Annotated in this window: 25 protein-coding genes; 24 read left to right on the top strand and 1 reads right to left on the bottom strand. The window is 45.4% G+C overall.

Annotation, left to right across the window (positions count from 1 at the left end; genetic code table 11):
* The first annotated feature begins 145 nt into the window (after window positions 1-145).
* From ACFQ3J_RS09700 to ACFQ3J_RS09655, 10 genes are all read left to right on the top strand, one after another.
* A complete protein-coding gene (locus ACFQ3J_RS09700) occupies window positions 146-2281 on the top strand; it encodes a hypothetical protein (RefSeq protein ID WP_251583292.1) in 2136 nt (711 codons plus the stop codon).
* 21 nt (window positions 2282-2302) lie between these two features.
* Window positions 2303-3055 carry a vWA domain-containing protein gene (locus ACFQ3J_RS09695; protein ID WP_251583294.1) on the top strand — a complete coding sequence of 251 codons (753 nt, stop codon included), beginning with the start codon at window positions 2303-2305 and terminating at the stop codon, window positions 3053-3055.
* Between the two features lie 14 nt (window positions 3056-3069).
* Entirely contained in the window at window positions 3070-3909 is an 840-nt protein-coding gene (locus ACFQ3J_RS09690; RefSeq protein ID WP_251583296.1) for a hypothetical protein, read from the top strand.
* Between the two features lie 155 nt (window positions 3910-4064).
* On the top strand, window positions 4065-4868 hold the full coding sequence (locus ACFQ3J_RS09685; protein WP_251583298.1) for an SDR family oxidoreductase: 804 nt from the start codon (window positions 4065-4067) through the stop codon (window positions 4866-4868).
* A gap of 158 nt (window positions 4869-5026) precedes the next feature.
* Complete coding sequence (locus ACFQ3J_RS09680) at window positions 5027-5404, top strand: DnaJ family domain-containing protein (protein ID WP_251583300.1); 378 nt, start codon at window positions 5027-5029, stop codon at window positions 5402-5404.
* A 48-nt stretch (window positions 5405-5452) separates the two neighbouring features.
* Entirely contained in the window at window positions 5453-7963 is a 2511-nt protein-coding gene (gene hrpB, locus ACFQ3J_RS09675; RefSeq protein WP_251583301.1) for an ATP-dependent helicase HrpB, read from the top strand.
* Between the two features lie 74 nt (window positions 7964-8037).
* Window positions 8038-8631, top strand: a complete 594-nt coding sequence (locus tag ACFQ3J_RS09670) for a general stress protein (RefSeq protein WP_251583303.1) — start codon at window positions 8038-8040, stop codon at window positions 8629-8631.
* 463 nt (window positions 8632-9094) lie between these two features.
* Complete coding sequence (locus ACFQ3J_RS09665; protein WP_091155398.1) at window positions 9095-9454, top strand: helix-turn-helix transcriptional regulator; 360 nt, start codon at window positions 9095-9097, stop codon at window positions 9452-9454.
* A gap of 87 nt (window positions 9455-9541) precedes the next feature.
* Window positions 9542-10546, top strand: coding sequence for a Gfo/Idh/MocA family protein (locus ACFQ3J_RS09660; RefSeq protein WP_251583655.1), 1005 nt, complete (start codon window positions 9542-9544; stop codon window positions 10544-10546).
* A 161-nt stretch (window positions 10547-10707) separates the two neighbouring features.
* Entirely contained in the window at window positions 10708-11274 is a 567-nt protein-coding gene (locus ACFQ3J_RS09655) for an ArsR/SmtB family transcription factor (protein ID WP_251583312.1), read from the top strand.
* A gap of 36 nt (window positions 11275-11310) precedes the next feature.
* Here ACFQ3J_RS09655 and ACFQ3J_RS09650 read toward each other — a convergent pair whose 3' ends face one another.
* The gene (locus ACFQ3J_RS09650; protein WP_251583314.1) at window positions 11311-11892 is read right to left on the bottom strand and encodes a TraR/DksA C4-type zinc finger protein; all 582 of its coding nucleotides are present in this window, start codon (window positions 11890-11892) and stop codon (window positions 11311-11313) included.
* A gap of 226 nt (window positions 11893-12118) precedes the next feature.
* Here ACFQ3J_RS09650 and ACFQ3J_RS09645 point away from each other — a divergent pair, with 226 nt between their 5' ends.
* From ACFQ3J_RS09645 to ACFQ3J_RS09580, 14 genes are all read left to right on the top strand, one after another.
* Window positions 12119-12496, top strand: coding sequence for a DivIVA domain-containing protein (locus ACFQ3J_RS09645; protein WP_091155408.1), 378 nt, complete (start codon window positions 12119-12121; stop codon window positions 12494-12496).
* 35 nt (window positions 12497-12531) lie between these two features.
* Complete coding sequence (locus ACFQ3J_RS09640) at window positions 12532-13026, top strand: metallophosphoesterase family protein (protein ID WP_251583656.1); 495 nt, start codon at window positions 12532-12534, stop codon at window positions 13024-13026.
* A 217-nt stretch (window positions 13027-13243) separates the two neighbouring features.
* Window positions 13244-14125 (top strand): sugar phosphate isomerase/epimerase family protein, encoded by an 882-nt coding sequence (locus tag ACFQ3J_RS09635; protein ID WP_251583316.1) that lies wholly within the window; start codon window positions 13244-13246, stop codon window positions 14123-14125.
* A complete protein-coding gene (locus ACFQ3J_RS09630; RefSeq protein WP_091155412.1) occupies window positions 14122-15294 on the top strand; it encodes a Gfo/Idh/MocA family protein in 1173 nt (390 codons plus the stop codon). Before ACFQ3J_RS09635 ends, ACFQ3J_RS09630 begins: the two co-directional genes overlap by 4 nt.
* Window positions 15295-15336: 42 nt before the next feature.
* Complete coding sequence (locus ACFQ3J_RS09625; RefSeq protein ID WP_091155414.1) at window positions 15337-16428, top strand: Gfo/Idh/MocA family protein; 1092 nt, start codon at window positions 15337-15339, stop codon at window positions 16426-16428.
* A 95-nt stretch (window positions 16429-16523) separates the two neighbouring features.
* The gene (locus tag ACFQ3J_RS09620) at window positions 16524-17381 is read left to right on the top strand and encodes a helix-turn-helix transcriptional regulator (protein WP_244533155.1); all 858 of its coding nucleotides are present in this window, start codon (window positions 16524-16526) and stop codon (window positions 17379-17381) included.
* A 68-nt stretch (window positions 17382-17449) separates the two neighbouring features.
* Window positions 17450-17920, top strand: a complete 471-nt coding sequence (locus ACFQ3J_RS09615) for a DUF6376 family protein (RefSeq protein WP_091155416.1) — start codon at window positions 17450-17452, stop codon at window positions 17918-17920.
* A 93-nt stretch (window positions 17921-18013) separates the two neighbouring features.
* The gene (locus ACFQ3J_RS09610; RefSeq protein WP_251583318.1) at window positions 18014-18760 is read left to right on the top strand and encodes an acyl-[acyl-carrier-protein] thioesterase; all 747 of its coding nucleotides are present in this window, start codon (window positions 18014-18016) and stop codon (window positions 18758-18760) included.
* Window positions 18761-18906: 146 nt separating this feature from the next.
* Window positions 18907-19134 carry a hypothetical protein gene (locus tag ACFQ3J_RS09605; RefSeq protein WP_091155423.1) on the top strand — a complete coding sequence of 76 codons (228 nt, stop codon included), beginning with the start codon at window positions 18907-18909 and terminating at the stop codon, window positions 19132-19134.
* Window positions 19135-19316: 182 nt separating this feature from the next.
* Entirely contained in the window at window positions 19317-19919 is a 603-nt protein-coding gene (locus ACFQ3J_RS09600) for a nitroreductase family protein (protein ID WP_251583320.1), read from the top strand.
* Between the two features lie 178 nt (window positions 19920-20097).
* Window positions 20098-21738, top strand: a complete 1641-nt coding sequence (locus ACFQ3J_RS09595; protein ID WP_251583322.1) for an S-layer homology domain-containing protein — start codon at window positions 20098-20100, stop codon at window positions 21736-21738.
* A 128-nt stretch (window positions 21739-21866) separates the two neighbouring features.
* Complete coding sequence (locus ACFQ3J_RS09590) at window positions 21867-22775, top strand: NAD(P)/FAD-dependent oxidoreductase (RefSeq protein WP_251583324.1); 909 nt, start codon at window positions 21867-21869, stop codon at window positions 22773-22775.
* Window positions 22776-22891: 116 nt separating this feature from the next.
* Entirely contained in the window at window positions 22892-23230 is a 339-nt protein-coding gene (locus tag ACFQ3J_RS09585; protein ID WP_091155431.1) for a DUF3243 domain-containing protein, read from the top strand.
* Window positions 23231-23428: 198 nt separating this feature from the next.
* The gene (locus ACFQ3J_RS09580) at window positions 23429-23971 is read left to right on the top strand and encodes a hypothetical protein (protein WP_251583326.1); all 543 of its coding nucleotides are present in this window, start codon (window positions 23429-23431) and stop codon (window positions 23969-23971) included.
* Window positions 23972-24073: the final 102 nt, after the last annotated feature.

Below are 24073 nucleotides of genomic sequence, written 5' to 3'. Positions count from 1 at the left end.
TAATACCTTTAGCTGCTTTTATCAAGAGGATATAGTTTTGAATTCACCTTTTTAATGAGTTATGAAATTGAATCACTTAGGAAACCGGGAGTTTTCATAAACTTCCGGTTTTCTTGCATCACAACGTTAAAAGAGAGGGATGTTCATGTCTTTTCAACCTAAACCCGGTGATGAGATCCTTATTCATGGTGAGAAATATCTGGTAGGACAGCATCCGGCAGCTCCAGGAATTGCTTACGCACAAACAGGAAGGCAAGGCACTGTATATAAACTAGTGCCACTGAATGGGCAGGAATATGAGTCAAAAGCCCTGAAGGTGTTCTTTCCTAAATTCCGTGTTCCGGCTATGGTATATCAATCGGAGCAAATGGAGAAATACAGTGAAATATCAGGTTTGCAAGTATGTAAACGAGACGTGCTCACTCCTGAAAGAAACGGAAAATTAATAAGTGAGCACGGAGATCTTCTATATTCAGTGCTCATGCCTTGGGTCGATGGCATCAGCTGGTTTGATATCATCTGTGACAAGAAGCAGCTGACGGCGGAAGAGAGCCTTATTCTAGCTTCGTCGCTTGCGAGCATAGGTTCAGCGATGGAACAGAGGGGCATCGCACACTGTGATCTCTCAGCGCCTAACGTCCTAGTTCCGTTTTTTTCCGAAGTAGAACGGCCTGAAGGAGCTGCAGCCGTTGAATTAGTCGACGTAGAGCAGCTATATAGTCCAAAGATGGATCGGCCTGATGCACTTCTTGCGGGTTCAGCTGGCTATGCTGCTCACCGGATCGTAAATAGCGGTCTGTGGAGCAGTTACGCTGACCGGTTTGCCGGAGCGGTCATATTAGCAGAAATGCTTGGCTTCAGTGACCCCGAGATAGTAAACCGAACTTATGGAGAAAGCTTCTTCGATCAGAGAGAGCTTCAAACGAGCTGTGAGCGATATCGCAAGCTCCAGCAATCACTTGAATCCAGGTTCGGATCCAAAATTGCAGAACTGTTCGGCAGAGCATGGCATAGTCAGGATCTAAGCAGCTGCCCTACATTTGGAGAATGGCTAGTAGCCATATCGACTATTGATCTGAATGATGTTCCCGTACAGAATACCAGTACAGAAGGTGTTTCCGCTGGAACAGAAGATGACAGCCCTGTTGGGAAAACAGCGGCAACGACGGTAGCTGAAGATGGTAACAGCTCGGTCTCATCTCATGAGGAGGAGGAGGCAGCACTCGCAGGTCTCACTTATTCAGCGAATTCAGGAACCGACAAGAAGCAGCTGGATCGATTGCTCCAGGAAGCTTCCATTAAAGAAAGTAAGGGAGAGCTGAATGCTGCCCTTGACTTATATAAATCAGCATTGCATTTGGAGAAGCCTGGAACGGCCTTGTATGTTGAAATTGCAGCAGCGATCAGTCAAATTGAAGATGCCTTGCCTACAGAATCAGATGAGCCCAAGAGTTCTCGCTTCTCTAAATTCCGTAGTCGAAAAGCCGTTATTGTTGGAGCAGCGGTGCTGTTAATCGGCATCATTGCAATTCCAGGAATGCATACACTGGCAGAGCAGGCGGAAACGAAGCAGCTTGAGGCGCAGCGTCAGGCAGAGCTTGAGAAGCAGGAGAAGGCGAAGAAAGCAGAGGAAGCGGCAAAGCTTGCTGAAGAGAATAAGAAAAAGCGAGAAGCTGAGCTCGCCTTGAAGCAAGCTGAGGAAGAAAAGGCTCGTCTGGCCGCTGAGAAAGAGCGAGCCGCCCTGCAGGCGAAATATGAAAAGCAGGCGAAATATGAGGCATATTTAGCTCAAGTTGAAGCGAAGCAGAAGGCTAAGGAAAAGGCAGTTCTGCAGGCGAAATATGATAAGCAAGCCAAATATGAACAATATTTAGCTCAGCTAGAAGAGAAGAAAGCCCGCCAGGCTGAAGCTGAAACAGCAGCTGCGAAAGAGGCTGCAGCAAAGGCGGAAGAAGCGAAACAGGCTCAGGCTAAGGCGGCCGCTGCAGCGGCCGCAGAAAAAGAAGCCCAAAAAGCAGCGGCAGAAAAAGCGGCGAAGGAGAAGGCGGCACTCAAGCAGAAACGTGCCCAGAATGTGAAGCAGCTTATTGCCTATTACAATCTAGCTTATAATGCACAGCAAGGACGCAAGGTTGAATCTGCCAGAAATCACGCAAGCGCCTTTATGGAGCTGTACAATCAGGATGCGGAATACTTTGCCGGAGTTGGGAAAGTGGGACAGCGTAAGTCGCACATCTATAAATTTATTAGAAATAGAAGCTATAAATTGCCTGATATCTAAACTAGGGGTGAATGAACGGTAATGAACTATACGATACAAGCATCTCAGAGAACGCCGGCCCTCATCATTTATTTGATTGACATAAGTGCATCCATGAATATGATGATGGATAATCGCAGAAGAATGGACATCGTGTACGAAGCATTGTCACTTGCCATACGTCAAATGGTGTTTCGTTCTACCAAAGGAAGTAGACTGACACCAAGGTATCGAATTGCAATTCTTGCGTACAGTGATGATGTGTATGATCTGCTTGGAGGCGTTAAGGGAATAGATGAAATTGCGGCGATTGGCTCTATTCCCGATTTAACTCCGATGCGGTTCTCAGATTCGGCCAAAGCATTTCTTCAGGCAGAGAAAATCTTGCAGGCTGAGCTTCCCTTTATGCAGGATTGTCCTGCCCCTTTGATATGTCACATGACGGACGGAGTCGCAACGGGAGAAGACCCGGAGCCGATTGCCAGACGAATTATGAATATGAGTGTTCCTGACGGGAATGTCCTTATCGAAAACATCTTCATTTCGGATCATCTGCTAAGTGCACCGATACCAGAACCGAGAAGATGGACTGGAATTTCACAGGATACAGAACTGAAAGATGAGCATGGAGAAAAATTGAAGAAGATGTCTTCGCCTCTTCCGGAGAGCTATAGGGAAATGCTCGTAGAGGCGGATTATTTGCTTGCCCGGGGCTCGTTGATGATGCTCCCAGGGACTTGTGCAGAACTTGTATCCATCGGATTTCAAATGTCAGCGGCAACGCCGGTCAGGTAAGGGGGAGTTAAGAAGTGAAATCTTTGCGAATGTCTATGCCTGGTCATGAAAAAGCACATCCGGAAGGGAATTTTCACTTTGTCAGTTCACAGCAAGCAGATCATCCCCTAACCTCCTATAAAGGTCGGCTTATGTGTCGCTATGGTTATGGGCTGGCCGCAGAATCGGCAACCTATGGGGATAATGGTCAAGACTTTGCAGCAATTCATGTAGAAGGTGATATCTGTACATTTGTTCTGTGCGATGGGGTCTCTATGAGTTATTATGGTGATTTTGCCGCAAGATATTTAGGAAAGGCACTGCATGGGTGGATGCTGGAGACGAAGGAGTGGTCAGTCGCAAGGCTACATCAATATTTGACCAATATTACGATCCCTGCTTCCAGAGAACTGAGTACATACCAAGCTGCTCACCACGAAAAGGTTCCAATTATGCTGCGAGAAGTGCTGGAGACGAAGAAGAGGCATGGCAGCCAGTCCATGTATATTTGCGGCAGAATTCAGCTTGGCTCCGGAAAAAAAGGCACCCGTCTTCAGCTTGCCTGGCAGGGAGACTCAAGAATCCGTTTGTTTCAGAGCGGAACGGAACTTGAACAATTCTTTGAAATGACAAGGGCTACATCCGAGCGTTGGTCTACATTACAAGGACCGATTGGTGGAACGCCACATATCTATGAGAGAAGCTTCAAATCAGGTGAAGAAATTGTACTGAGGCTATATACGGATGGTATGGGTGAGCTTGACCCTATTGGACTGCATTTGCCAGACGAGCAGATCCAAGTGCTCCTGGATGCGCATCATACAGGTGGTCTTGAGGATGACGCCGCATTTATCGAGATCAGCTTTACCTCGTAAGTGACCGTATTCATCGTTAGAATGGAACATAAGTTAGATTCTATCTCAAAATATACAACGATTGAATTATTAAAACGCTCCTGTTGTGGGCATTCTTATGTATGAGCCACATGTGCTCTTTGTACATACTATAGCCTAAGGAGTGACCAAGAAGGATGTCTTCAAGTCAACGTATACGTTTTCAAGGGAAAACGGCTTTAGTAACCGGAGCCGGTTCCGGAATCGGGAAGGCAGTTGCCATTAAGCTGGCACAGGAAGGTGCGAATGTCGCTTTATTTGATCTTATAGATAAACGTACCCATGAAACAGAACAAGAGATTCTAGCAATGGGCATGGGAAAAGTTCGTGCCTATGATGTTGATATTTCCGATGCAGCACGTGTTGCCGATGCGATAGAGAAGACGGTAAGAGAGCTTGGCGGCATCGATATTATTTTTGCCAATGCGGGAATTAACGGTGTTGTGGCGCCCATTGAGGATATTGATGTGGAGGATTGGCAGAACACCATAACGACAAATCTCGGAGGCACTTTTTTTACAGTAAAATATGCCATTCCCCATATGAAGAAAGATGATGGAGGAAGCATTATTATAACAAGCTCGATCAACGGAAACTACACTTTCTCGAATATAGGGATGAGTGCATACAGTACTTCCAAAGCGGGTCAGGTTGCCTTTGCCAAGATGGCAGCACTGGAGCTGGCCAAATTTAACATTCGAGTCAATGTAATTTGCCCGGGTGCAATCTCGACAAATATTGATCAGAGCACAGAAAAATCAGAAGAGCTGAATGAAATATCAATTAAGATGGAGTTTCCGGATGGTCGTCAGCCGCTGGCTCATGGTCCAGGTAAACCGGAGGAGGTTGCGGACTTGGTCACTTTTCTGGCATCTTCTGAATCGAAGCATATTACAGGTGCACAGATTGTTATCGATGGAGCAGAGTCCCTCTTAAGCTGATTATGTTAACTATATGAATTGAAGCAGATGACCGTTTCCCTTGCAGGAAACGGTTTTTTTCGTTATTTTTAGAGGAACGATTGAACACGGGCAGTATTACTAAAATGCATTAATGTGCCGTCATTAGATTCTAAGTTCTGACTAAGGGAGGTATATAAGTGAGTATATTTTCAAGAATTGCTGAACAGAAGATTGCTGAGGCGATGAAAAGAGGGGAGCTGGATCATCTGCCAGGAGCAGGTAAGCCGCTTGTGATTGAAGATTTATCTCATGTTCCAGAGGACCTTCGGGCTTCGTATAAAATACTGAAGAATTCAGGATATCTTCCGCCAGAACTTGAACTGCAGCAGGAATGCCTTAGCCTAGAGCAGATGATTCGATTATGTCAGGTAGCAGAAGATAAGGAACAAATGATCAAAAAGCTGACCGAAAAACAAATCAAGCTTAGAATCATGCTGGAAGAAAGGGGGATTAGCCACAGCCCCCCCCTTCGAGGCTACGAAGAGAAAATAAGCAGTAAATTAGGGGATGAATAATTTAGATTAGAAATTAGAAATTAATATCATTGGAGAGTTGAATATATCATGCATAATGAGCAACAACAAGGAAGTCCTTTACCGATTGTACAGATCATACCTGAATTAAAGCGGACGATGTCAGAGCATACGGCTGCAGTATTAATAGCTGAGCCAGGAGCGGGTAAAACAACGGTGGTTCCACTAGAATTATATAGAGAACCTTGGCTGGGCAAGAAGAAGATCATTATGCTCGAGCCTCGGCGGCTTGCTGCAAGAAATGCGGCAGCAAGAATGGCGAAGGCACTAGGTGAACCTATCGGTCAAACCGTGGGGTATCGTGTTCGCCACGACACGAAGGTGAGTCGCCATACGCGGATCGAAGTCGTGACAGAAGGTGTGCTGACCCGGCTGCTGCAGCAAGATCAAGGGCTCGAAGATACAGCCCTGCTTATATTTGATGAATTTCATGAACGCAATATACACGGAGACCTGTCGCTTGCCCTTGCGCTCGAGAGCAAGCTGCTCCTTCGAGAAGATTTGCGCATTCTTGTCATGAGTGCAACTTTAGAAGCTGAACCGGTATCACATTTGCTCGGTGGAGCTCCTGTGCTCACCTGCGAAGGCAGGACATTTCCAGTGGAGACAAGCTATGTACCTGTGCCCATGAATACGGAGCTGGAGAATCATATGGCGCATGTGATCCAGCAGGGCTTGGGTAAGCATGAGGGCGATATCCTCGCTTTTTTGCCGGGGGCACGTGAGATTCACAAGACAGAACGATTGCTGCTGCATATGAATCTAGGGAGCTCTGTACATATCTGTCCTCTGTATGGTTCTATGAATGCTATAGAGCAGGATGCTGCCATTCGGCCATCAAAGCCCGGGGAGCGCAAAGTTGTTCTGGCGACGACGATTGCTGAATCAAGTCTTACCATTGAAGGGATTACTGTCGTTGTAGATAGCGGACTGCGTAAAGAGTCGCTGTACTCTTCCCGCACAGGAATGAACAGACTCGTTACACGGCCCATATCAAAAGCATCGAGCGATCAGCGTAGAGGTCGTGCAGGACGAGTAAAGCCGGGAGTCTGTTATCGTCTGTGGAGTCCGATGGAGCAGGACGCCCGGCCGGAGTCCACACGGCCGGAGATGTTGTCAGCGGATATGACTCAGCTGACGCTGGAGCTCTCAGCCTGGGGCGTGTCTGACCCAGGAGAGCTGAGCTGGCTGGATGCACCGCCGCCAGCTTCCTACGAAGAAGCCAAGCTGCTGCTGCGCACGCTCGGCTGTCTGGATGACCTCGGCACCATTACGAGCCGAGGTCGTGAGATCGCGGGTCTGGGAACTCACCCGCGACTCGGCAGCATGCTGCTGCAAGCGGCAGAGCTTGGGCTGGCCGAGGAGGCCAGCCTGCTCGCTGCACTGCTTGCAGAGGGCTCATCCCGCATGGCAGGTGCCGCGGGATGGGACATTCGCCCGCAGCTCGCGCATATGCGGGCACCAGGGGCTCAAGATGCGGCTAGGCACCGCATCTTGCAGGAGAGCCGCCAGCTGCTGTCATCCCTAGCTCATCACCGGCAGAAGCCGGAGAATGGGCTCGGTATGGACGAATACAGCTGCGGCTTACTGCTTGCCTTTGCCTATCCGGATCGGATTGGGCAAAGAAGAGAGGACGGCCGCTACTTATTGTCGAGCGGCCGCGGTGCACGTTACCAAGGAGCAGGTGCTGCTGCCTTGGGAAACGAAGGGGATTACATCGTCGTTGCTGAGGCCGATGATCAAGGTGCGGATGGATTGATCCGGCTTGCGGCGCCTCTCTCAATCAGCGAACTTATGAAATATAAGCCCGAATGGATTCAGCTCGAGCACGAAGTAAAGTGGGATTCTAAAACGCAAAGTGTGCGTGCTAAAAAACTACAGCGCATAGATGCCATTATATTAAAGGAAATGGCCTATCCTGATCCTCCGGAGGAGAGAGTCATACTCGCACTGCTTGAGGGCATAAAGTCGGAGGGACTTCGCCTGCTGACCTTGAGCAAAGCTGAGCTGCAACTGATAGAACGGATTAAATTCATGCATCGGGCTTATCCGGAATGGCCAGAACTTGCGAATGATATAGAACTTGTAGATTATATTGCAGAGCGGCTTGCTCCTTATCTGATCGGAATTAGAACAGCAGCTCAGCTTCAGAAGGTATCCATCACTTCTGTCCTCATGGACAATCTGACCTGGGAGGAGCGGCAGCTGCTAGATCGAGAAGCGCCAACTCACTATACCGCACCGAGCGGATCGCGCGTTAAAATTGAATATAGTGGACAAGGAGCTCCTTACATTGCCATAAGACTCCAGGAAATGTTTGGCCTCGAGCGTACGCCGGCAATTGGTAATGGAAGGATTCCATTGACGGTTCACCTGTTGTCTCCGGCACAGCGTCCAGTCCAAGTGACCAAGGATCTGGAAAGCTTTTGGCGTGAGGGATATTTTGAAGTGAAAAAGGATCTGAAAGGCCGCTATCCGAAGCACTACTGGCCGGATAACCCGCTGGAAGCAGTGCCTACCAGCAGAGTCAGGCCCAAGTAAAAGCGTAGGCCTGTTTAGCTCTCCGAGAGAAGGGTAAATAAGAAACAAGTACTTATCTCAAGGAGGAATGAACAATGTCAAAGCAAAAAGTAGTTGGTGTATTTGAGACAGATGAGGCAGCATCTCGTGCGATAGAGCAGTTGATAAGTAAAGGCTATACAAACGAAGAGATATCTGTGATCACAAGAAGCAAGGAAGATCAGAGGGCGATTGAGAGCGAGACAGGGACAAAAGCGCCTGAAGGGATTGCAACAGGTGCAGCTACGGGCGGTGTTCTCGGTGGACTTGCCGGATTGTTTGCAGGCGTCGGTGCGCTTGCCATTCCAGGTATTGGGCCCATTCTTGCCGCAGGACCTATTGCTGCGACATTAACTGGAGCAGCGGTCGGAGCTGGTGCAGGCGGTCTGGTCGGCGGTTTGGTTGGTCTCGGTATTCCTGAAGATGAAGCTAGGGAATATGAGAAGAATATCGATGAAGGCAAAATTCTTGTGCTTGTCGATCAAAAACATGCAGATACTGATGTTTACGGTGTGTTTAGAGACAACCGTTCGTTAAACGCGGATCGCTACGATGATCGTGCAGATAATATGCCGGGTCCAGACAGAGTGCCTGAGGATCGGGTGGAGCAGGAAGCGATGGGAACAAGAATTGATCGAACCTTGCGCTAAAGTGATTACTTGAGGGTTTTATCGAAATTACAAAATTTTAGATGCTTAAAAACCGCTTTTTAAACAAAGCGGTTTTTTTGTGCTCAGATTCTTTTCCAGGGACAGCGATCTCATTAATTATCTTTAGTCAAAACCTGAAAAATTCACATTAGTAAAGAAACGGAAATTGAAATGAATGGTTTAGCGGGATGAGCTCCATTCCAATGTAATCTCATTACAATGAAAGCGATGATAAGATCCCTTTATAATTAATAATTCAATATATGAAAAATTCTTATTAGTGGAATATATTTAGCTGAACTTAGTTTCTTTTGCTCTTAATGAGCTAATTCATCACGTGTTTATGTCAGATATTCTGTCTTAAAATAGGTATGTGAAAAAATAGAAGGATGTCAAGATGAAAAAAGACGTTTATAATGAGAGAAAGTTGGTTATTTGAAATAAGTGGGAGGAGGACACTTGCATGGCTTTTATGATATCCCAGCGGGCGTTCATTAAACTCTACCTAATTACTATGGTAGAGCAGCATAGAGGATATGGTTATGAAATGCTTGAGGCCATGAAGGAAGAATTCAAAGGATTTGGTTATGTCCCGCCTCAGAGTGAAGTATACCGAGCGTTACATGAGCTTGTGCAAGAAGGGGTTTTTTACCGAACCAAAAGACTAAAGGGGAATGATCCTAGAATCGATTTTCAGGAAATCGTTTTGTATCATTTTACGGATGACGGGGAAGAGAAGGCAAGATTATACAAGAAGCAAGTCAAGACAGATCTGGACCGTTGCTTAGGCATGTTGAAGAAGGCGGAACAGGACAATTATTAATATTTTGAGAAATTGATTCAACTGATTATATCTAAAGTGAGGAATTTGTATATATCACAAAAGTAAGTAGGGAAGGAGAGATCAATGATGAGCGAAAGAATCCGATGGGGAATTATGAGCACCGCAAAGATAGCCAGAACAGCGGTTATTCCTGCAATACAGAACTCTAACCGGGGTGAAGTTGTAGCCATTGCCAGCCGTAATGAGAGCAGAGCAGCAGAGGTCGCAGCCGAGCTGGATATTTCCAAGGCTTACGGAAGCTATGACGCTCTACTTGCTGATGAGGAGATCGACGCTGTCTACATTGCTGTTCCTAACCATATGCATATGGAGTGGACGATTAAAGCCGCGAGAGCCGGCAAGCATGTATTGTGTGAGAAACCGGCAGCACTCAATGAAGAGCAGGTCAGACAGATGATTGATATTTGCAATCAGGAACAGGTCGTCTTTGCTGAAGCTTTTATGTATAGATATCATCCTAAGCATAGAAGGGTACAAGAAATTATTGAGAGCGGTGAAATCGGACAGGTAAGAGCGATTCATGCGAATTTCACTTATAACAATTGCTATGATACAGACAATGTGCGCTTCAAGAAGGAAATGGGCGGGGGCTCTTTGTATGATGTCGGCGTATACCCGATCTCAGCGGCAAGAATGTATCTCGGACAAGAACCAGAAGCCGTTACGGTACATGCGTTGTTCTCATCTGAACATGACAATGTGGATATGATGGCCTCAGGGCTGGTGGAATTTCCTGACAAGGTTGCGCTTACTTTTGATTGCGGAATGTGGGCATGCTCCCGAGCTGAGCTTGAAATACTTGGTACAGAGGGGAGAATCGAGCTTCCAAAAGTGTTTGGATGGGAGAACAGCGATATTCCTCCGCAAATCATCATACATACAGATGATGTGTCCAGAGAAGAGCGAATCTCAGTTTCCAACTCATTTGTTCTCCAAGCTGAGGCGTTCGCCGATGCGATATTGGATGGAACACCGCTTCCCTTTACGACAGAGGATGCACTTCTTAATATTCGTGTAGTGGAAGCCTGTATTACTTCTGCACAGAACCGCGAACGCATCGCGCTGCTGTAAATGATCCTATCTTTAACGCAGAACAACAACAGCATAGAAAATTTAACGTCTCTGTTTGGTTGGTAACAACGATCCATTGGAGGCGTTATTTTTTGATTTTTGACCTGCCTGGAACATCACCATATAATAGAATGCAACACTTATCAAAGGTGGGATCTTAAATGAATAATAAAGTGCTAACTACGATGGAGGAAGTCAAGACGTATTCCGATCCTTACCGACTTCAAATATTAAACGTATTTCATAGATTGGGCAAACCTGCCACGGTAAAAGAAGTAGCAGACGAGCTGGGTGAACTGCCAGCGAAAGTTTATTATCATGTTAAGAAGCTTGAAAAGGTAGGTTTGCTCTCGCTCGTGGAGACAAGAGAAATCAACGGGATCATAGCGAAATATTATGAGGTTTTCCCCGGCGAGATTATTGTCAGCCGAGGGACGGAGGAAGATGAGCCGATGAGGCAGGTTGTCGCTGCCGAGAATGCATCGCATATTACGGCTTTGTTTGAACAGAATAAGCAGAGCTTTGTTCAGCGCCTGGACGCAGGAGATCACTCCTCTGTGCATTTGCTGAACCGTGCGATTTATGTGTCCGAAGAAGAAGCCAAAGAGCTGTACACCCAAATTGTGAAGCTGTGCGAGCCGTATTTTGTGAAGCGCAAAGAGAAAGGCGTTAACAGTTATGAAGTATTTGCAACCGTCGTAGAACATATGAAAAACATGAAATCATAAATAAAGGGCCGTTATCCGGCCCGATCTATTATATATTTATAGCTCCTCATAATCCTCTACATCCCGCTTAGTGGACGTGGCAGGAGAGTCTGCTGTTCCATATTCTTTCACAGCTTTCCAGGCTTCTGCATCATCAAATTTACTAGCGTTTCGTTGGCTGATCTCACCAGCTCCTCTCGGAGGTTTGGTCATGACCTGCTCTTCTACAGGACGATATTCACTGATTTCACCCTGCTGCTCTTGTTGAGCATGCTCGATGCAATATGAAGTGTAAGGAATGATCTCCAGTCTTTCGTATGGAATCGGTTTGCCGCATTCCTCGCACAGCCCATAGCTCTCCTCTTGCATCTTGTTGAGGGCTTGATTGATCTGTTCCAGCTTCTCAGATTGCTGATCATCAATAGCTTGGTCTCTAGCCCTCTCATAGGTTTCGGTTCCAATATCTGCAGGATGATTATCTGCTGAGGATAATTCTCCCGTAGAATCAAGTAACGAATTGTCTTCTGAATTTGTTCCGTCTTGATTTATTTGAAAATGAGCTTGAATGGTTTCTTTTTCTTCCAACAAACGGTTCTTTAACGTATTAAGTTCTTCATTTGTAAGTTCAATTGCGTTCATGTCTAGCAGCTCCTTTATCTCATTCTTGTATCTTATTACCCTGTTGAAGAACATCACAACCAGTCTCGAAGGGAATAGCATATATTCGGAAATAATAGGAATGAAGCTGGAGAATAAGTTAGTTATTGGTTAATGTAAGGGAAAGTTTATGTTGATTCGTTTTCATCAGGGGTCAGTTTATGATATAAAAAAATAAGGGAATTCGATTAATGGAGGTCAGTTATATATGGATGAACATATGAAACGCCGGCTGGATAAGCAGAAACAGCTCTTTAAACAGCTCGGCATTCAGATGGATGCACTATCCATTCATGAGAAACAATTCAATTATAAGCTTCGGGGTTATGATCCAGATGAGGTGGATGAATTTCTTGATATCATCATCAAAGATTATGAGCGATTTTATGCGCATATAGCAGATCTGATGGATAAATGGCAGGAACAGCAATATATGATTCGGAATCTGAAAAATGTACCTAAACCGCAAGCCGATCCGAACCTGATTGATCGCAAACAAATTGAAGATGTAATCAAACAGCTGGAGTATAGTGTTCGGCAGCTGAAAGCCAAGGCCCGTCCGGATAAGGACACATACATGGAATAACCGAATAGGGAATACCAAGGAGGTTACGTCTTATGATCAAAATAACTGTATTGTCTGACACCCACATGCCTCGCATGTCCAAGCAGCTGCCTGCACCTCTGCTTCAGGACCTTCAAGATGCGGACTTTATATTTCATGCGGGTGACTGGACGGATATTTCATTGTACGAGGCACTCCAGTCTATGGGGAAGCTGCATGGTGTATTCGGAAACACAGACCTTGCAATCATTCGAGGCATATTGCCTGAACAAACCGTTGTCGAAGCGGGGGGCAAGCGTTTTGGTATTGTACACGGACACATTGGCAGAGGAAGCACGGAAGACAATGCACTTCAAGCCTTCAAGGCAGAGCAAGTGGACTGTATCATATTTGGACATTCACATATCCCTGTACTTAAACAAGTTGATGGAATCATTTTATTTAATCCGGGATCACCTACGGACAAGAGAAGACAGTCGCAATATTCACACGGCGTGATTATGGTAGATCATGAGATCGATGTACAGCATGTTTATTATGACTGCAAGTGAATCTATACTGTATGGTGATAAACACCTGTTGATCGTTTTAATAACGAATTCAGCAGGTGTTTTTTTTGCGGTTACAGATGATGATTTGCCCCTGAGTGTCTTCCTCGCCCAATTTGTTATCTGTGGTTCATTTCTTGCGGAATAGCGGTATCTGTCACTGGAATACAGTGATAGGATGAACTTGTGAATATGCTTTATTCTAAAGGAGTGATGAGGAATGTTGTTATCTATATTTACGGTTGCGACCCCGGATTTACTGCCTGAACAAATGCTCAAGGCTGCCTCGGATGCTGGGATTCAAGGCATAGAGTGGCGATATAAAGGTGTCCCGATGGACGCAGGCCAGGAAGAGCCTTCTTTTTGGAGAAGAAACCTGGCTTCTATTGATCCTGAGAATGCAGATGAGGAGATAGCGAAGGCGGCAGCACTGACTGAACAATTCGGACAGAAATCAATTGCCCTTGTTCCTTATCTCACTTCCGGAGATCTGACCGCTACGGAGCTGGCCTTCCAATCAGCGCATAAGCTGGGCGCAGCTATGATGCGTGTAGGTGTTCCCGGATATAACCGCTCAGCGGATTATCATGAGCTATACAAGGGCGCAATTGATTACTTAAGCGAGGTTCAGGAAATGTCGCGTCAGTATGGAGTAAAGGCACTGGTCGAAACACATCATGGTACCATTGCTCCTAGTGCGGGACTTGCTTATCGACTCGTGTCCTCGTTTGATCCAAATCATATCGGTGTGTTGTATGACCCGGGGAATATGGTCCATGAGGGCTATGAAAATTACCGTATGGGCTTGGAGCTGCTTGGCCCTTATCTAGCCCATGTTCATGTAAAGAATGCCAACTGGGTACAGCTGGAGCAGCAAGATAGCGAGATAGAAACCTGTTATCAGGCAAAATGGTCACCTTTACTTAACGGAGTCGTGCGCTGGAGCACCGTTCTTGAAGACCTTGATTCTGTTGGATATAAGGGGTATCTGGGAATAGAAGACTTCAGCCAGAGCTGTTCCTCGGCGGAAATGCTCAAGAACTTCACGCAGAGCATGCATTCGCTGAGCAATCAGTTACATATCGGAGGTGCTGCACTATGAACGCTGTGAGAGTAGGAATTATAGGCATTGGTAATATGGGCTCCGCTCATGCCAAAACCATTAATGAAGGCAAGATTAAAGGTGCAGTGCTTACGGCGATCAGTGATATGAGAGAGAGCATCAAAGCGTGGGCAGCTGATAACCTGCAGGGAGATATTCAGTACTTCCAGGATCCGGAGACAATGATGCTCTCGGGGGCAGTGGATGCAGTGCTTATAGCAACACCTCATTTTCAGCATGCAGAGCTTGCTATTCTGGCATTTCATCACGGACTTCATGTTCTTATCGAAAAACCAGCTGGTGTATTTACGAGTCAAGTGAGAGAAATGAACGAAGCCGCGAGTCAGAGCGGGAAGGTGTTCTCGATCATGTACAACCAGCGAACCAATCCACTGTACATCAAATTAAAGGATTTGATTGCTTCAGGGGAACTTGGTGAGATTCGGCGTACCAACTGGATCATTACAAGCTGGTACCGCTCCCAGAGCTATTATGATTCTGGCAGCTGGCGAGCGACATGGGCAGGTGAAGGCGGTGGCGTACTGCTAAATCAGTCTCCGCATCAGCTGGATCTATGGCAGTGGACGGTAGGCTTGATGCCGAAGCGTGTTCGTGCCTTCTGTGCCTTCGGCAAATATCGCAGCATTGAAGTCGAGGATGATGTGACTGCTTACGTAGAATATGAGAACGGAGCCACCGGCGTCTTTATTACAACGACCGGAGAAGCTCCGGGAACGAATCGATTTGAAGTGAACGGTGATCGCGGAAAGATCGTGGTTGAGGATGGGAAGATGACATTTTGGCGGCTGCGTGAACCCGAAAGTGAGTTCAATCAGCGCTATACCGGCGGATTTGGCCAGCCAGAATGCTGGAAGATTGATATTCCTATTGAGGGCAGAGAGACTGGCCATCCTGGCATTATGCAGAACTTTGTAGATGCTATCTTGAATGGCACTCCGCTTATCGCTCCTGGGGAAGAAGGGATTCATGGGCTGACTTTATCAAACGCCATGTATCTATCCACATGGACGGATCATTGGGTGGAACTGCCCATTGATGAGGAGCTGTTTAACAAGCATCTTCAGGAACGAATTCGGAGTTCCAAAGTGAATACGGATCCAGTAGGGCAGGATCAGACACCTGCAGATCTTAGCGGTACCTTTCAATAAGACGATGGATGTATAAAATATGCTGGAAAGAGGGGGCTTACAATGAGTAATTCAGATGGAATGTTCTATGCGCCTGAGAGCGCAGTGAATGAAGTCGTTGCTGGACCAGGAGAATTTGTAATCGCCGCGGCAGCTCTGGATCATGGTCATATCTATGGGATGTGTGGTGAGCTGGTACGCGCAGGAGCTACGCTGAAATGGGTATACGATCCTGACCCCGATAAAGTGAAGGCGTTTCAGGAGCGTTTTCCCGAAGCTAGGGCAGCTAGATCCTTAGATGAAATATTAAATGATGCTGAGGTTCGACTTGTGGCTGGAGCTGCTATTCCTTCGGAACGCGGACCGCTAGGTCTTACTGTTATGGATGCAGGCAAGGATTATTTTACCGATAAAGCCCCCTTTACTTCCCTCGTTCAGCTGGAGGCTGCTCGTCAGAAGGTAAAGGAAACAGGCCGAAAGTATATGGTTTACTACAGTGAACGCCTCCATGTCGAGAGTGCTGTTTATGCAGGTCAGCTAATATCTCAAGGGGCGATTGGCAAAGTGCTCCAAGTCATGGGAACGGGACCCCATCGTTTAAATGCCAGCAGCCGTCCGGATTGGTTTTTTGAGAAAGCCAAATACGGTGGAATTATTTGCGATATTGGCAGTCATCAAATTGAACAATTTCTATACTTTGCTTCCTGCAAGAGTGCGGAAGTAAAGTATAGTCGTGCTGTTAACATGGCACATCCCAAGTATCCGGAGCTGGAAGATTTCGGGGAAGCTGCGCTTGTTGGCGATAATGGGGCGTCGGGATATTTTCGGGTGGATTGGTTTACGCCGAACGGTCTCTCCACATGGGGGGACGGGCGTACAACTATACTGGGTACTGACGGCTACATTGAACTCAGAAAATATACGGACATTGCACGAGAATCGATAGGAGATCAAGTATACCTGGTCAATCATGAGGGTGAGTACCGGTTTAACGTAAAGGGCAAGGTGGGCTATCCTTTTTTCAGTCAATTGATCAAGGACTGTATAAATGGAACAGAGGAAGCCATGTCACAGGCTCATGCTTTTAAGGCGGCAGAATTGTGTCTGGCAGCTCAGGAGCTGGCAACGGCTGGAGTGATCCAAAGCGCGCGCTAAACCTTGTTAACGTCAGCAGCCCATAGCATGATACAATGAAGTCACGATGAGATCTTTGTAAAGCTATTGATCTATGCAAAGGAGTGACTTCCATTGTGGCAAATACGTTCAACATGATTGATCCGCTCGCCTTTAATTATCGAAATAACAACCCGGTGACGCCCGGTCAGGATGATGGGTTTCATTCCCATCCTTTTTATGAACTGTACTATTTCCACGAGGGCAAATGCACTTATGTTATTGGCGACAAGATCTATACACTTGTCCCCGGTGATTTAATCTTAATGCATGGCATGACCTTGCACAGACCACATCCAGATCCAAGTGTTCCTTATGTACGAACGACATTGCACTTCTATCCTACGATGCTTGAGGAGTATCTTGTACCTGAACGTGCTCATGCCCTGCTTGCTCCATTCGAGAAACTGAAAAATCATGTGTTTCATCTCACCGCTTTGCAGCAGCAGGAAACCGAGGCTAGTCTGTCACAATTGAACCAACTTTATGAGATGAAGGGGCGGGAGCAGATGAGCGATCGCTTCGTTTTAAAACTGTGCGATTTTTTGATCATGGCACAACAATTCACCGACAATAAGATGCTTGAGCAAAGAACACTTACGGATAAAGAAGACCATATTCAAGGCATCATTACTTATTTGGAAACGAATTATATGAATGAAATTGGTTTGGACGAGATCGCCCGTGAGCTCCATTTATCCAAGCCTTATATGGCAGCACTCTTCAAAGAGATGACAGGTACAACGATATTCAAATACCTGTATATGCGTCGTATTAATCATGCCAAGCTGCTGTTTCGGTTTCATCCGGATATTTCTGTCACGGAAGTAAGCAAGAAGTCGGGGTTCAAGCGAGTTTCCCATTTCAGCCGCATGTTTAAACAGACGGTGGGTAGTTCACCGGAGGTTTTTCGAACACAACATCATCTTATATGAAACCTGAGCATCAAGCAGTTCGTATAAACGTTTATGTGAACGCTTTTTTGTGAAGGGAGACCAGCAAAATGAGAAGACAGAGAAAAAGAAAACAGCAGGCTGTTTTGATGGCGACGATGCTTGCTTCAGCTGTGATGTTGTCCGCATGTTCAGCCGTAGATAGTGTGAATCAATCTTTAACCTATGTAAATGAAGCTACTGAATATATCAATCAAGTATCCAATGCGGGCTCTGAGCTTCAGAATCTGGCCCAGGAAGCAGTTAATAATCCTGATGCAGCTGCACAGTTTCAGGAGCAGCTAGAGCATATCCGTACCGAAGCAAGTGAGTTTGCTCAGCTTACGCCACCAGCGATCGGAGAATCAATCCATGCAAGACTCGTAGAATACAATGAGCAGCTCACGGTCATGGTCGATCAATTCAGCCAGCGAATACAAGAGCAGGGCTTCACACTTGAGAACTGGGAACAGACTGGTATTCCGGATCTGATAACGAACATCAATAATCTGAGCGAGCAGCTAAATAATTTAGGCGGTTAACCGATTTGCTGCAAACGCTCCGTTTGCCTTGCCTGGTCTTATCTACTAAAATGAATGGCAGCAAGAGTAGAAGCAGGCAAAGGAAGTGTAAATGTGACAGAGATAGGTAAAGAAACATTCATCGTTAGCTCCAGCCAGTCCGATCTGCATTCGCGCATTAAGCTTTCGTCCCTTCTTGAACGGCTTCAGGATGCTGCTGACCGTCATTTGCAGGAGCTTGGAATTACGATAAGCGAGATGCTGAAGAATCAATATGGCTGGATGCTCATGACGATGGAGATCGATTGTGAGCAGATTCCGGTGCTTGAGGAAGAATGGAATATATCGACATGGTCCAGAGGCTATAAAGGTGTTGTGTGGCTGAGAGATTATCGGTTTGAGGGTTCTGAGGGAGCAACAGGATATGCACGGTCTACCTGGACCTTGGTTGATATTCACAAGCGTAAAATATTGCGTCCATCAGCATTGCCTTACGATATTCCGACGGTAACCAGCCAGACATCCGGCGATATCCCGGACAAAGTGTCCATTCCAGAAGATATTGAGCTTAAGGGCGCTTATGAATTCCAAGCCGGTTATAGTACGACAGATAGCAATGGTCATCTAAATAATGCAAGATATGCTGACTTGTGTTTTGATGCTATGACAGCTGAGGAAATAAATCAGTTCGTTTGGAGAAGATTTAGAGTTACTTATCACCGAGAGGTTCGATTAAATGAAACCTTTACCCTTCAAAGATCGGACGGGGATGGAGCAAGCATCTGGTTTCGTGGAATGAACTCAGAAGGCTTTAGCATCTTTGAGGCTCAGATTGTATATGAGCAGAAGCAGGCCCAATAGATTGTGAAATAACACTGTTAATTTCGATAAAGTCGAAGTTGACGGTGTTTTTTATGTTCCTATCCATCTATGTGTTTGTTGTGCATGTTTAGTCATAGGTTGAGCATGGTAATGATAAATATCACAGAACAAGGAGGTATAATACAATGGCGGATATGAAGAATACCGATAAAAAAGATCAAACTCAAATGGATCATCCCGAGCAGTACCCAACAGAGAAGGAAAGCTTGTTTGATCTATATCAGGAAGAGCTGCATGTAGATCCTATTCCGGTTCAGGATTTGAATATGGAGAAGGAAGAAGAGAAGGATAAAGAGGCGACCAAGCAAAATTCCTCCACAGAAGAAAAATACCGGGCCGATTATCGGGATTGAATAATGGATTCAAAGCTTCGTGAATGAAAACAACGCAGATCATGAATAATAAAAGTCGGTTAGTTATGGACGACTTATGGACGACACTTTTCAAACTTTTATAAATTTACTTGACTAATGTAAGCGAGTATACTATCTTTAGTTTTGTCGACCTACAAAATATACCAGGAGGTTTTTTTCTAATGGCTAAAGAATTTATGCAAGCTCTGAAGGATAGAAGATCTTACTACGCGATTTCTAAAGAATCTAATGTTTCGGATGCAAGAATTGAGGAAATCATTGGTGAAGCAGTCAAGTATACTCCGTCTTCTTTCAACTCTCAATCGGCTCGCGTTGTGGTGCTGCTCGGAGAGAAGCACGATAAGCTCTGGAATATTACTGAGGAAACACTTCGCAAAACGGTAAATGATGAAGAGAAATTCAAATCAACAGCAGATAAAATGGCAAGCTTCCGTGCGGGATACGGAACCGTCTTGTTCTTCGAGGATCAGGAAGTAATAGAGAACTTGCAGAAGCAGTTTGCCTTCTACGCGGACAACTTCCCAGTTTGGTCTAATCAATCAAACGGCATGCTGCAATTGGTCGTATGGACAGCTCTGAAGCAAGAAGGTCTTGGAGCATCCCTTCAGCACTACAATCCGCTGATTGACGACGAAGTGAAGGAAGTATTTGATGTTCCTGGGACATGGAAACTGATTGCACAAATGCCTTTTGGAACACCTGCGGCAGAGCCTGGCGACAAAGATTTCGCACCGCTGGATACCCGTCTTAAAGTGTTGAAATAAGAGCAAATTTACGAATACAAGAGTATCGCTTCCCAAGAAGCGTTACTCTTTTTTTTTCGTTCATGACCAGGTTTTGAATAGATAAATTTTTGAAATATAACCATAAATTAAGTACATACAGCTCTCACAGCTCTTTGATAGGATAGATTTATCCTGTTATGCAAGTGAGGCGCTAGTGTTGAAATTACAAAGAAATAAATTGAATTTGATTATAAAAAAAGGTCTGATCCTTGGCGTTATTCTTTTATTGTTGCCTTTTCATTTTGCACCGAATCATGCAAATGCATCCTCAACTGAACTCCCCTTTAGAGATATTTCGAACAGTTATGCTAAAGAGGCTATTAGCCGTTTATATAATAAGGGCATCATTCGTGGAACTACCTTAACGACATTTGAGCCTAGTAAGAAGGTTACGAGAGCAGAACTTGCCAAAATGATGGTGGCTGCTATGAAGCTCGAACAAGTGGTGAATGATCTGCCCCCTTCCAAGGATCTGAAAAAGGCCGACTGGTATTACGGGGACATTAGTGCTCTTGTGAACCTGGGAATTGTTCAGGGAAGATCAGAGAATTATTTTGCACCCAAATCAAACGTAACTCGTGAGGAAGCTGCAGCACTGATGGTCCGCATGCTGAAGACCGTTCCAGAAACGATTGAAGCGTCATCAGAGCTGCCTTACATAGATCATAACCAAGCCTCTACGTGGGCATGGGGCTATATATGCCGAGTGACAGAGCTCGGATTCATGCAGGGTGCCAGCGGAGCATTTAGACCGTCATATTCTTTGACGCGTGCGGAAGCAGCGGTTCTGCTGGACCGCATACTCGAAACACCACGCATTAAATCTGAGCTCAATAACCGTACACCAGATCCGATTCTGCTCGGCTGGCAATACGATTCTACGACTGCCGAGTACGAGAAGCAGGTGCTGGATGCGGGAATAAATACACTTTCGCCCCGCTGGTATTTTCTCGATGAGACCGAAGTTGTACAGGATCATACCGATCAGAGGCTATTAACTTTTGCTGAGCGAAATAAGCTGAATATATGGGGAATGGTAGGCAACCGGGCGAATGCAGAGCTGACACACCGTATGTTATCAAATGCTGCATTACGAGATACTACCGTCATGAAATTAGTGGATTATGCTAAGAAGTATGGGTTAGCCGGCTTGAATATTGATTTTGAAAATGTGTCACCTGAGGATCGGGAATATCTGACATTGTTCATGGCTTCGCTGCAGTCCAAGCTGAGCAGTATAGGTGTAACTTTATCTATTGATGTATCACCCGATCTAGGTTCTAGCTGGACGGCTGCTTTTGACTACAAGGCACTCGGAGGGCTGGCTGATTATGTCGTGTTGATGGGATATGAGGAGCATTGGAACGGTTCGGCTACTGCAGGCTCGGTTGCGTCGCTCCCATGGCTGGAATATGCTGTTCAGACATTGCAGCAGGCCGTGCCTAAGGACAAGATCATTGCAGCTCTGCCTACCTATACTCGGGATTGGTCCATGTCATCTCCTGGGGTTGGTTCATATGATATTACCCTGAAGAGACAAGGGGATATTTTTCGTAATTACTCAGCCTCTCTGAAATGGAATTCGGAAATTGCACAATATACTTTAACTTATTCGGCTCAAGGGAAATCTCGCGGGATATGGGCAGAAGAGAGCCGGTCTTTGTCAGCCAAGACGACCTTGTTTGAAGGATATGATGTTGCAGGTTATGCGTTCTGGTATATGGGGTCCGAGACTGTCGATGTGTGGACAGCGATGAATAATGCCAGACAATATGCATCATATTCGTTTGGGTTATAACGATGAAGAGGATCATGCTTAGCATGGTTCTTTTTTCAATTCCAGGCTTTCGTTTAAAAAGATACATATTGTTTAAGGATAAAAGAAAGAAGATATAAAGAAGATATATAGAAGAAGGCAGGGATAGGATGATATATGATTGCATAATTGTCGGTGGAGGTATTGCCGGGCTACAGGCAGCCATTCAGCTGGGAAGGTATTCTATACACAAGGTGCTTGTCATTGATGCGGGGGAAGGTCGTTCGACCATATGCCGTAACTATCATAATATACTGGGGTTTCCGGATGGTATATCGGGTGAGGAGATACGCAGACGAGGAAGGGCACATGCGGAAGCGACCGGAATCGAATTTTGTACAGATCGAATTGTTTCTGCCAAAAAAGAAGGTGTGCTCTTCACGCTAAGCGGTAATAAAAATAAGTTGTACCAATCGAGAACACTTCTGCTTGCTACCGGTATTACAGATCGATACCCGAATATTCCAGGTTTAAGAGATGCGCTGGGAATGTCAATCTATATATGCCCTGATTGTGATGGATACGAGATTGAGAATAAGCGGACCGTCATTATGGGTTCTGGCGTTACCGGCGCCGGCATGGCGAATATATTAGCTAAACGGGCTTCTGAGATGATCTACATTAATCACGATCAAGCTGAAGTTACCTCAGAACTTAGAGATAAATTAAGCCAAAAGGGAGTTCACTATATGGAGGAAGCCATTACCGAAGTAGAGAGTGATGATAGGGGCATGATTACAGCTGTTAAGCTGGTAAATGGTGCTGCTGTCGAAGCTGAACGAGGCTTTATCGCTTTTGGAGGCAACCAGGTTCATTCGGAGTTGGCGCAGCAGCTCGGTGCTCAGATACAGGATAACAAGCATGTTGAAGCGGACGGACGTTCGAGAATGTCCTCAGTACCGAACCTATGGATTGCCGGTGACATCGGATTGCATTCCGAGCAAGCGGCAGTGGCGATGGGGGATGGCCTCCTATCAGCGATCTGGATCAATAAAGCATTACATCAGATGAAGAAGTAACAGATTGGGACATATTTTTTCTAATGAGATGATTAATCTTGTTTCATTCTAAACGGGAAGGTTAATAGGAAGTGTGCAAGCGTTCGAAAATATCTATATAACTGGAGGAGAAAACGATGTCTGAACAAACACATATGATCAATAAGGATGGAAAAGTAGAGCTGAATCAGGTGGACGATGTGATGAATCGAATGGCTCCTGAACAAAAGGACGATATTTTGGAACAATTCGAAACCTTCAAGCAATACTTGAAGAAACGTGTAGCCTTGGGAGAATCACTAGGGCTTAATGAAGAACAATTATCGATGGTAGCAGAAAAGGTTGCAGGGATGTTATCCAAGAATGAAGAGCCGAGAAACAGAGAAGAGAAGCTGCTCCAAGAACTCTGGAATGCAGCTAATAACGAACAACAGCATGCATTAGCACACGTGCTGGTCAAATTCGTTAAAAATTAAAGTTAGAAATGAAGACAGAATGGGTCCCCTCTTCGGGACCCTTATCCTATGAAATGAATAAATTTTATATTTTTATTAACAAGATTGAAACTCTTCGTTAATAATAAACGTTTATACTAGGTAACAAGAACAGCTAAGAAGCTTAATACATAGCACAAGGCTTGCGTTATAGAGCCGCACCAGAAGGAGAGATGCAAGATGAAGAATCGGCTATTTACATTTGTAGCGTTGGGTGTTATTCTTTCGGGAACATTAATATATGGGAATTTTAATATTGGAAATAGTACAACGGTACTCGCGAAGTCACAGGATGTTCAGGATATGACGGTACAAGTACAGCATGAAACTGTATATATCAATGATCTTAGTGATCTTAATGGAGAGCTCCAGATTAAAGCGGATGAGATTGAATGGTATGAAGGTGAAGAAGCAAACACGGTCTTCGTGGAGCAAGAGCCTAACGCTGGAATTGACTATGCTCCAGATGGATACTATATCGTGAATGAGCAGGAGACAAACGAAACACTCAAAATCGCCGATGATGCAACCGTTACAGTTCAAATTTATGATCGTACTGGAGATATCAAGGATATTGACATCCAATGGGATGAGGAGATCAGCTTGGACAAATTCGCTGAGCTCTACGGAGACACAACGAATATGGACATGAGCGTATTTCCCTATCACCTAACGATTGAGAATGGTGAAGTTACACAGATAGTACAACAATATATTCCTTAATAATATGACATTCAGCCCTCTTGCTATAGTAAGAGGGCTGTTTATATGTTCGTTATAACATGTAGTTGCAAGATAACATGATGAGAACGCATAACTTGCTTA

This window comes from Paenibacillus provencensis (assembly GCF_042678545.1).
In the GTDB taxonomy this organism is placed as follows: Bacteria; Bacillota; Bacilli; order Paenibacillales; family Paenibacillaceae; genus Paenibacillus; species Paenibacillus provencensis.
Note: the sequence above shows the minus strand (reverse complement) of the source record. Positions and strands in the feature narration are given on the sequence as shown.

Excerpts from the sequence above, each read along its gene's own strand:
- ACFQ3J_RS09670 (WP_251583303.1), top strand. The coding sequence starts at position 8,038 with ATGTCAAAGCAAAAAGTAGTTGGTGTATTTGAGACAGATGAGGCAGCA.
- ACFQ3J_RS09645 (WP_091155408.1), top strand. The coding sequence starts at position 12,119 with ATGGATGAACATATGAAACGCCGGCTGGATAAGCAGAAACAGCTCTTT.
- ACFQ3J_RS09700 (WP_251583292.1), top strand. The coding sequence starts at position 146 with ATGTCTTTTCAACCTAAACCCGGTGATGAGATCCTTATTCATGGTGAG.
- ACFQ3J_RS09660 (WP_251583655.1), top strand. The coding sequence starts at position 9,542 with ATGAGCGAAAGAATCCGATGGGGAATTATGAGCACCGCAAAGATAGCC.
- ACFQ3J_RS09635 (WP_251583316.1), top strand. The coding sequence starts at position 13,244 with ATGTTGTTATCTATATTTACGGTTGCGACCCCGGATTTACTGCCTGAA.
- ACFQ3J_RS09695 (WP_251583294.1), top strand. The coding sequence starts at position 2,303 with ATGAACTATACGATACAAGCATCTCAGAGAACGCCGGCCCTCATCATT.
- ACFQ3J_RS09665 (WP_091155398.1), top strand. The coding sequence starts at position 9,095 with ATGGCTTTTATGATATCCCAGCGGGCGTTCATTAAACTCTACCTAATT.
- hrpB (WP_251583301.1), top strand. The coding sequence starts at position 5,453 with ATGCATAATGAGCAACAACAAGGAAGTCCTTTACCGATTGTACAGATC.
- ACFQ3J_RS09630 (WP_091155412.1), top strand. The coding sequence starts at position 14,122 with ATGAACGCTGTGAGAGTAGGAATTATAGGCATTGGTAATATGGGCTCC.
- ACFQ3J_RS09590 (WP_251583324.1), top strand. The coding sequence starts at position 21,867 with ATGATATATGATTGCATAATTGTCGGTGGAGGTATTGCCGGGCTACAG.
- ACFQ3J_RS09600 (WP_251583320.1), top strand. The coding sequence starts at position 19,317 with ATGGCTAAAGAATTTATGCAAGCTCTGAAGGATAGAAGATCTTACTAC.
- ACFQ3J_RS09625 (WP_091155414.1), top strand. The coding sequence starts at position 15,337 with ATGAGTAATTCAGATGGAATGTTCTATGCGCCTGAGAGCGCAGTGAAT.
- ACFQ3J_RS09585 (WP_091155431.1), top strand. The coding sequence starts at position 22,892 with ATGTCTGAACAAACACATATGATCAATAAGGATGGAAAAGTAGAGCTG.
- ACFQ3J_RS09615 (WP_091155416.1), top strand. The coding sequence starts at position 17,450 with ATGAGAAGACAGAGAAAAAGAAAACAGCAGGCTGTTTTGATGGCGACG.
- ACFQ3J_RS09605 (WP_091155423.1), top strand. The coding sequence starts at position 18,907 with ATGGCGGATATGAAGAATACCGATAAAAAAGATCAAACTCAAATGGAT.
- ACFQ3J_RS09650 (WP_251583314.1), bottom strand. The coding sequence starts at position 11,892 with ATGAACGCAATTGAACTTACAAATGAAGAACTTAATACGTTAAAGAAC.
- ACFQ3J_RS09580 (WP_251583326.1), top strand. The coding sequence starts at position 23,429 with ATGAAGAATCGGCTATTTACATTTGTAGCGTTGGGTGTTATTCTTTCG.
- ACFQ3J_RS09655 (WP_251583312.1), top strand. The coding sequence starts at position 10,708 with ATGAATAATAAAGTGCTAACTACGATGGAGGAAGTCAAGACGTATTCC.
- ACFQ3J_RS09685 (WP_251583298.1), top strand. The coding sequence starts at position 4,065 with ATGTCTTCAAGTCAACGTATACGTTTTCAAGGGAAAACGGCTTTAGTA.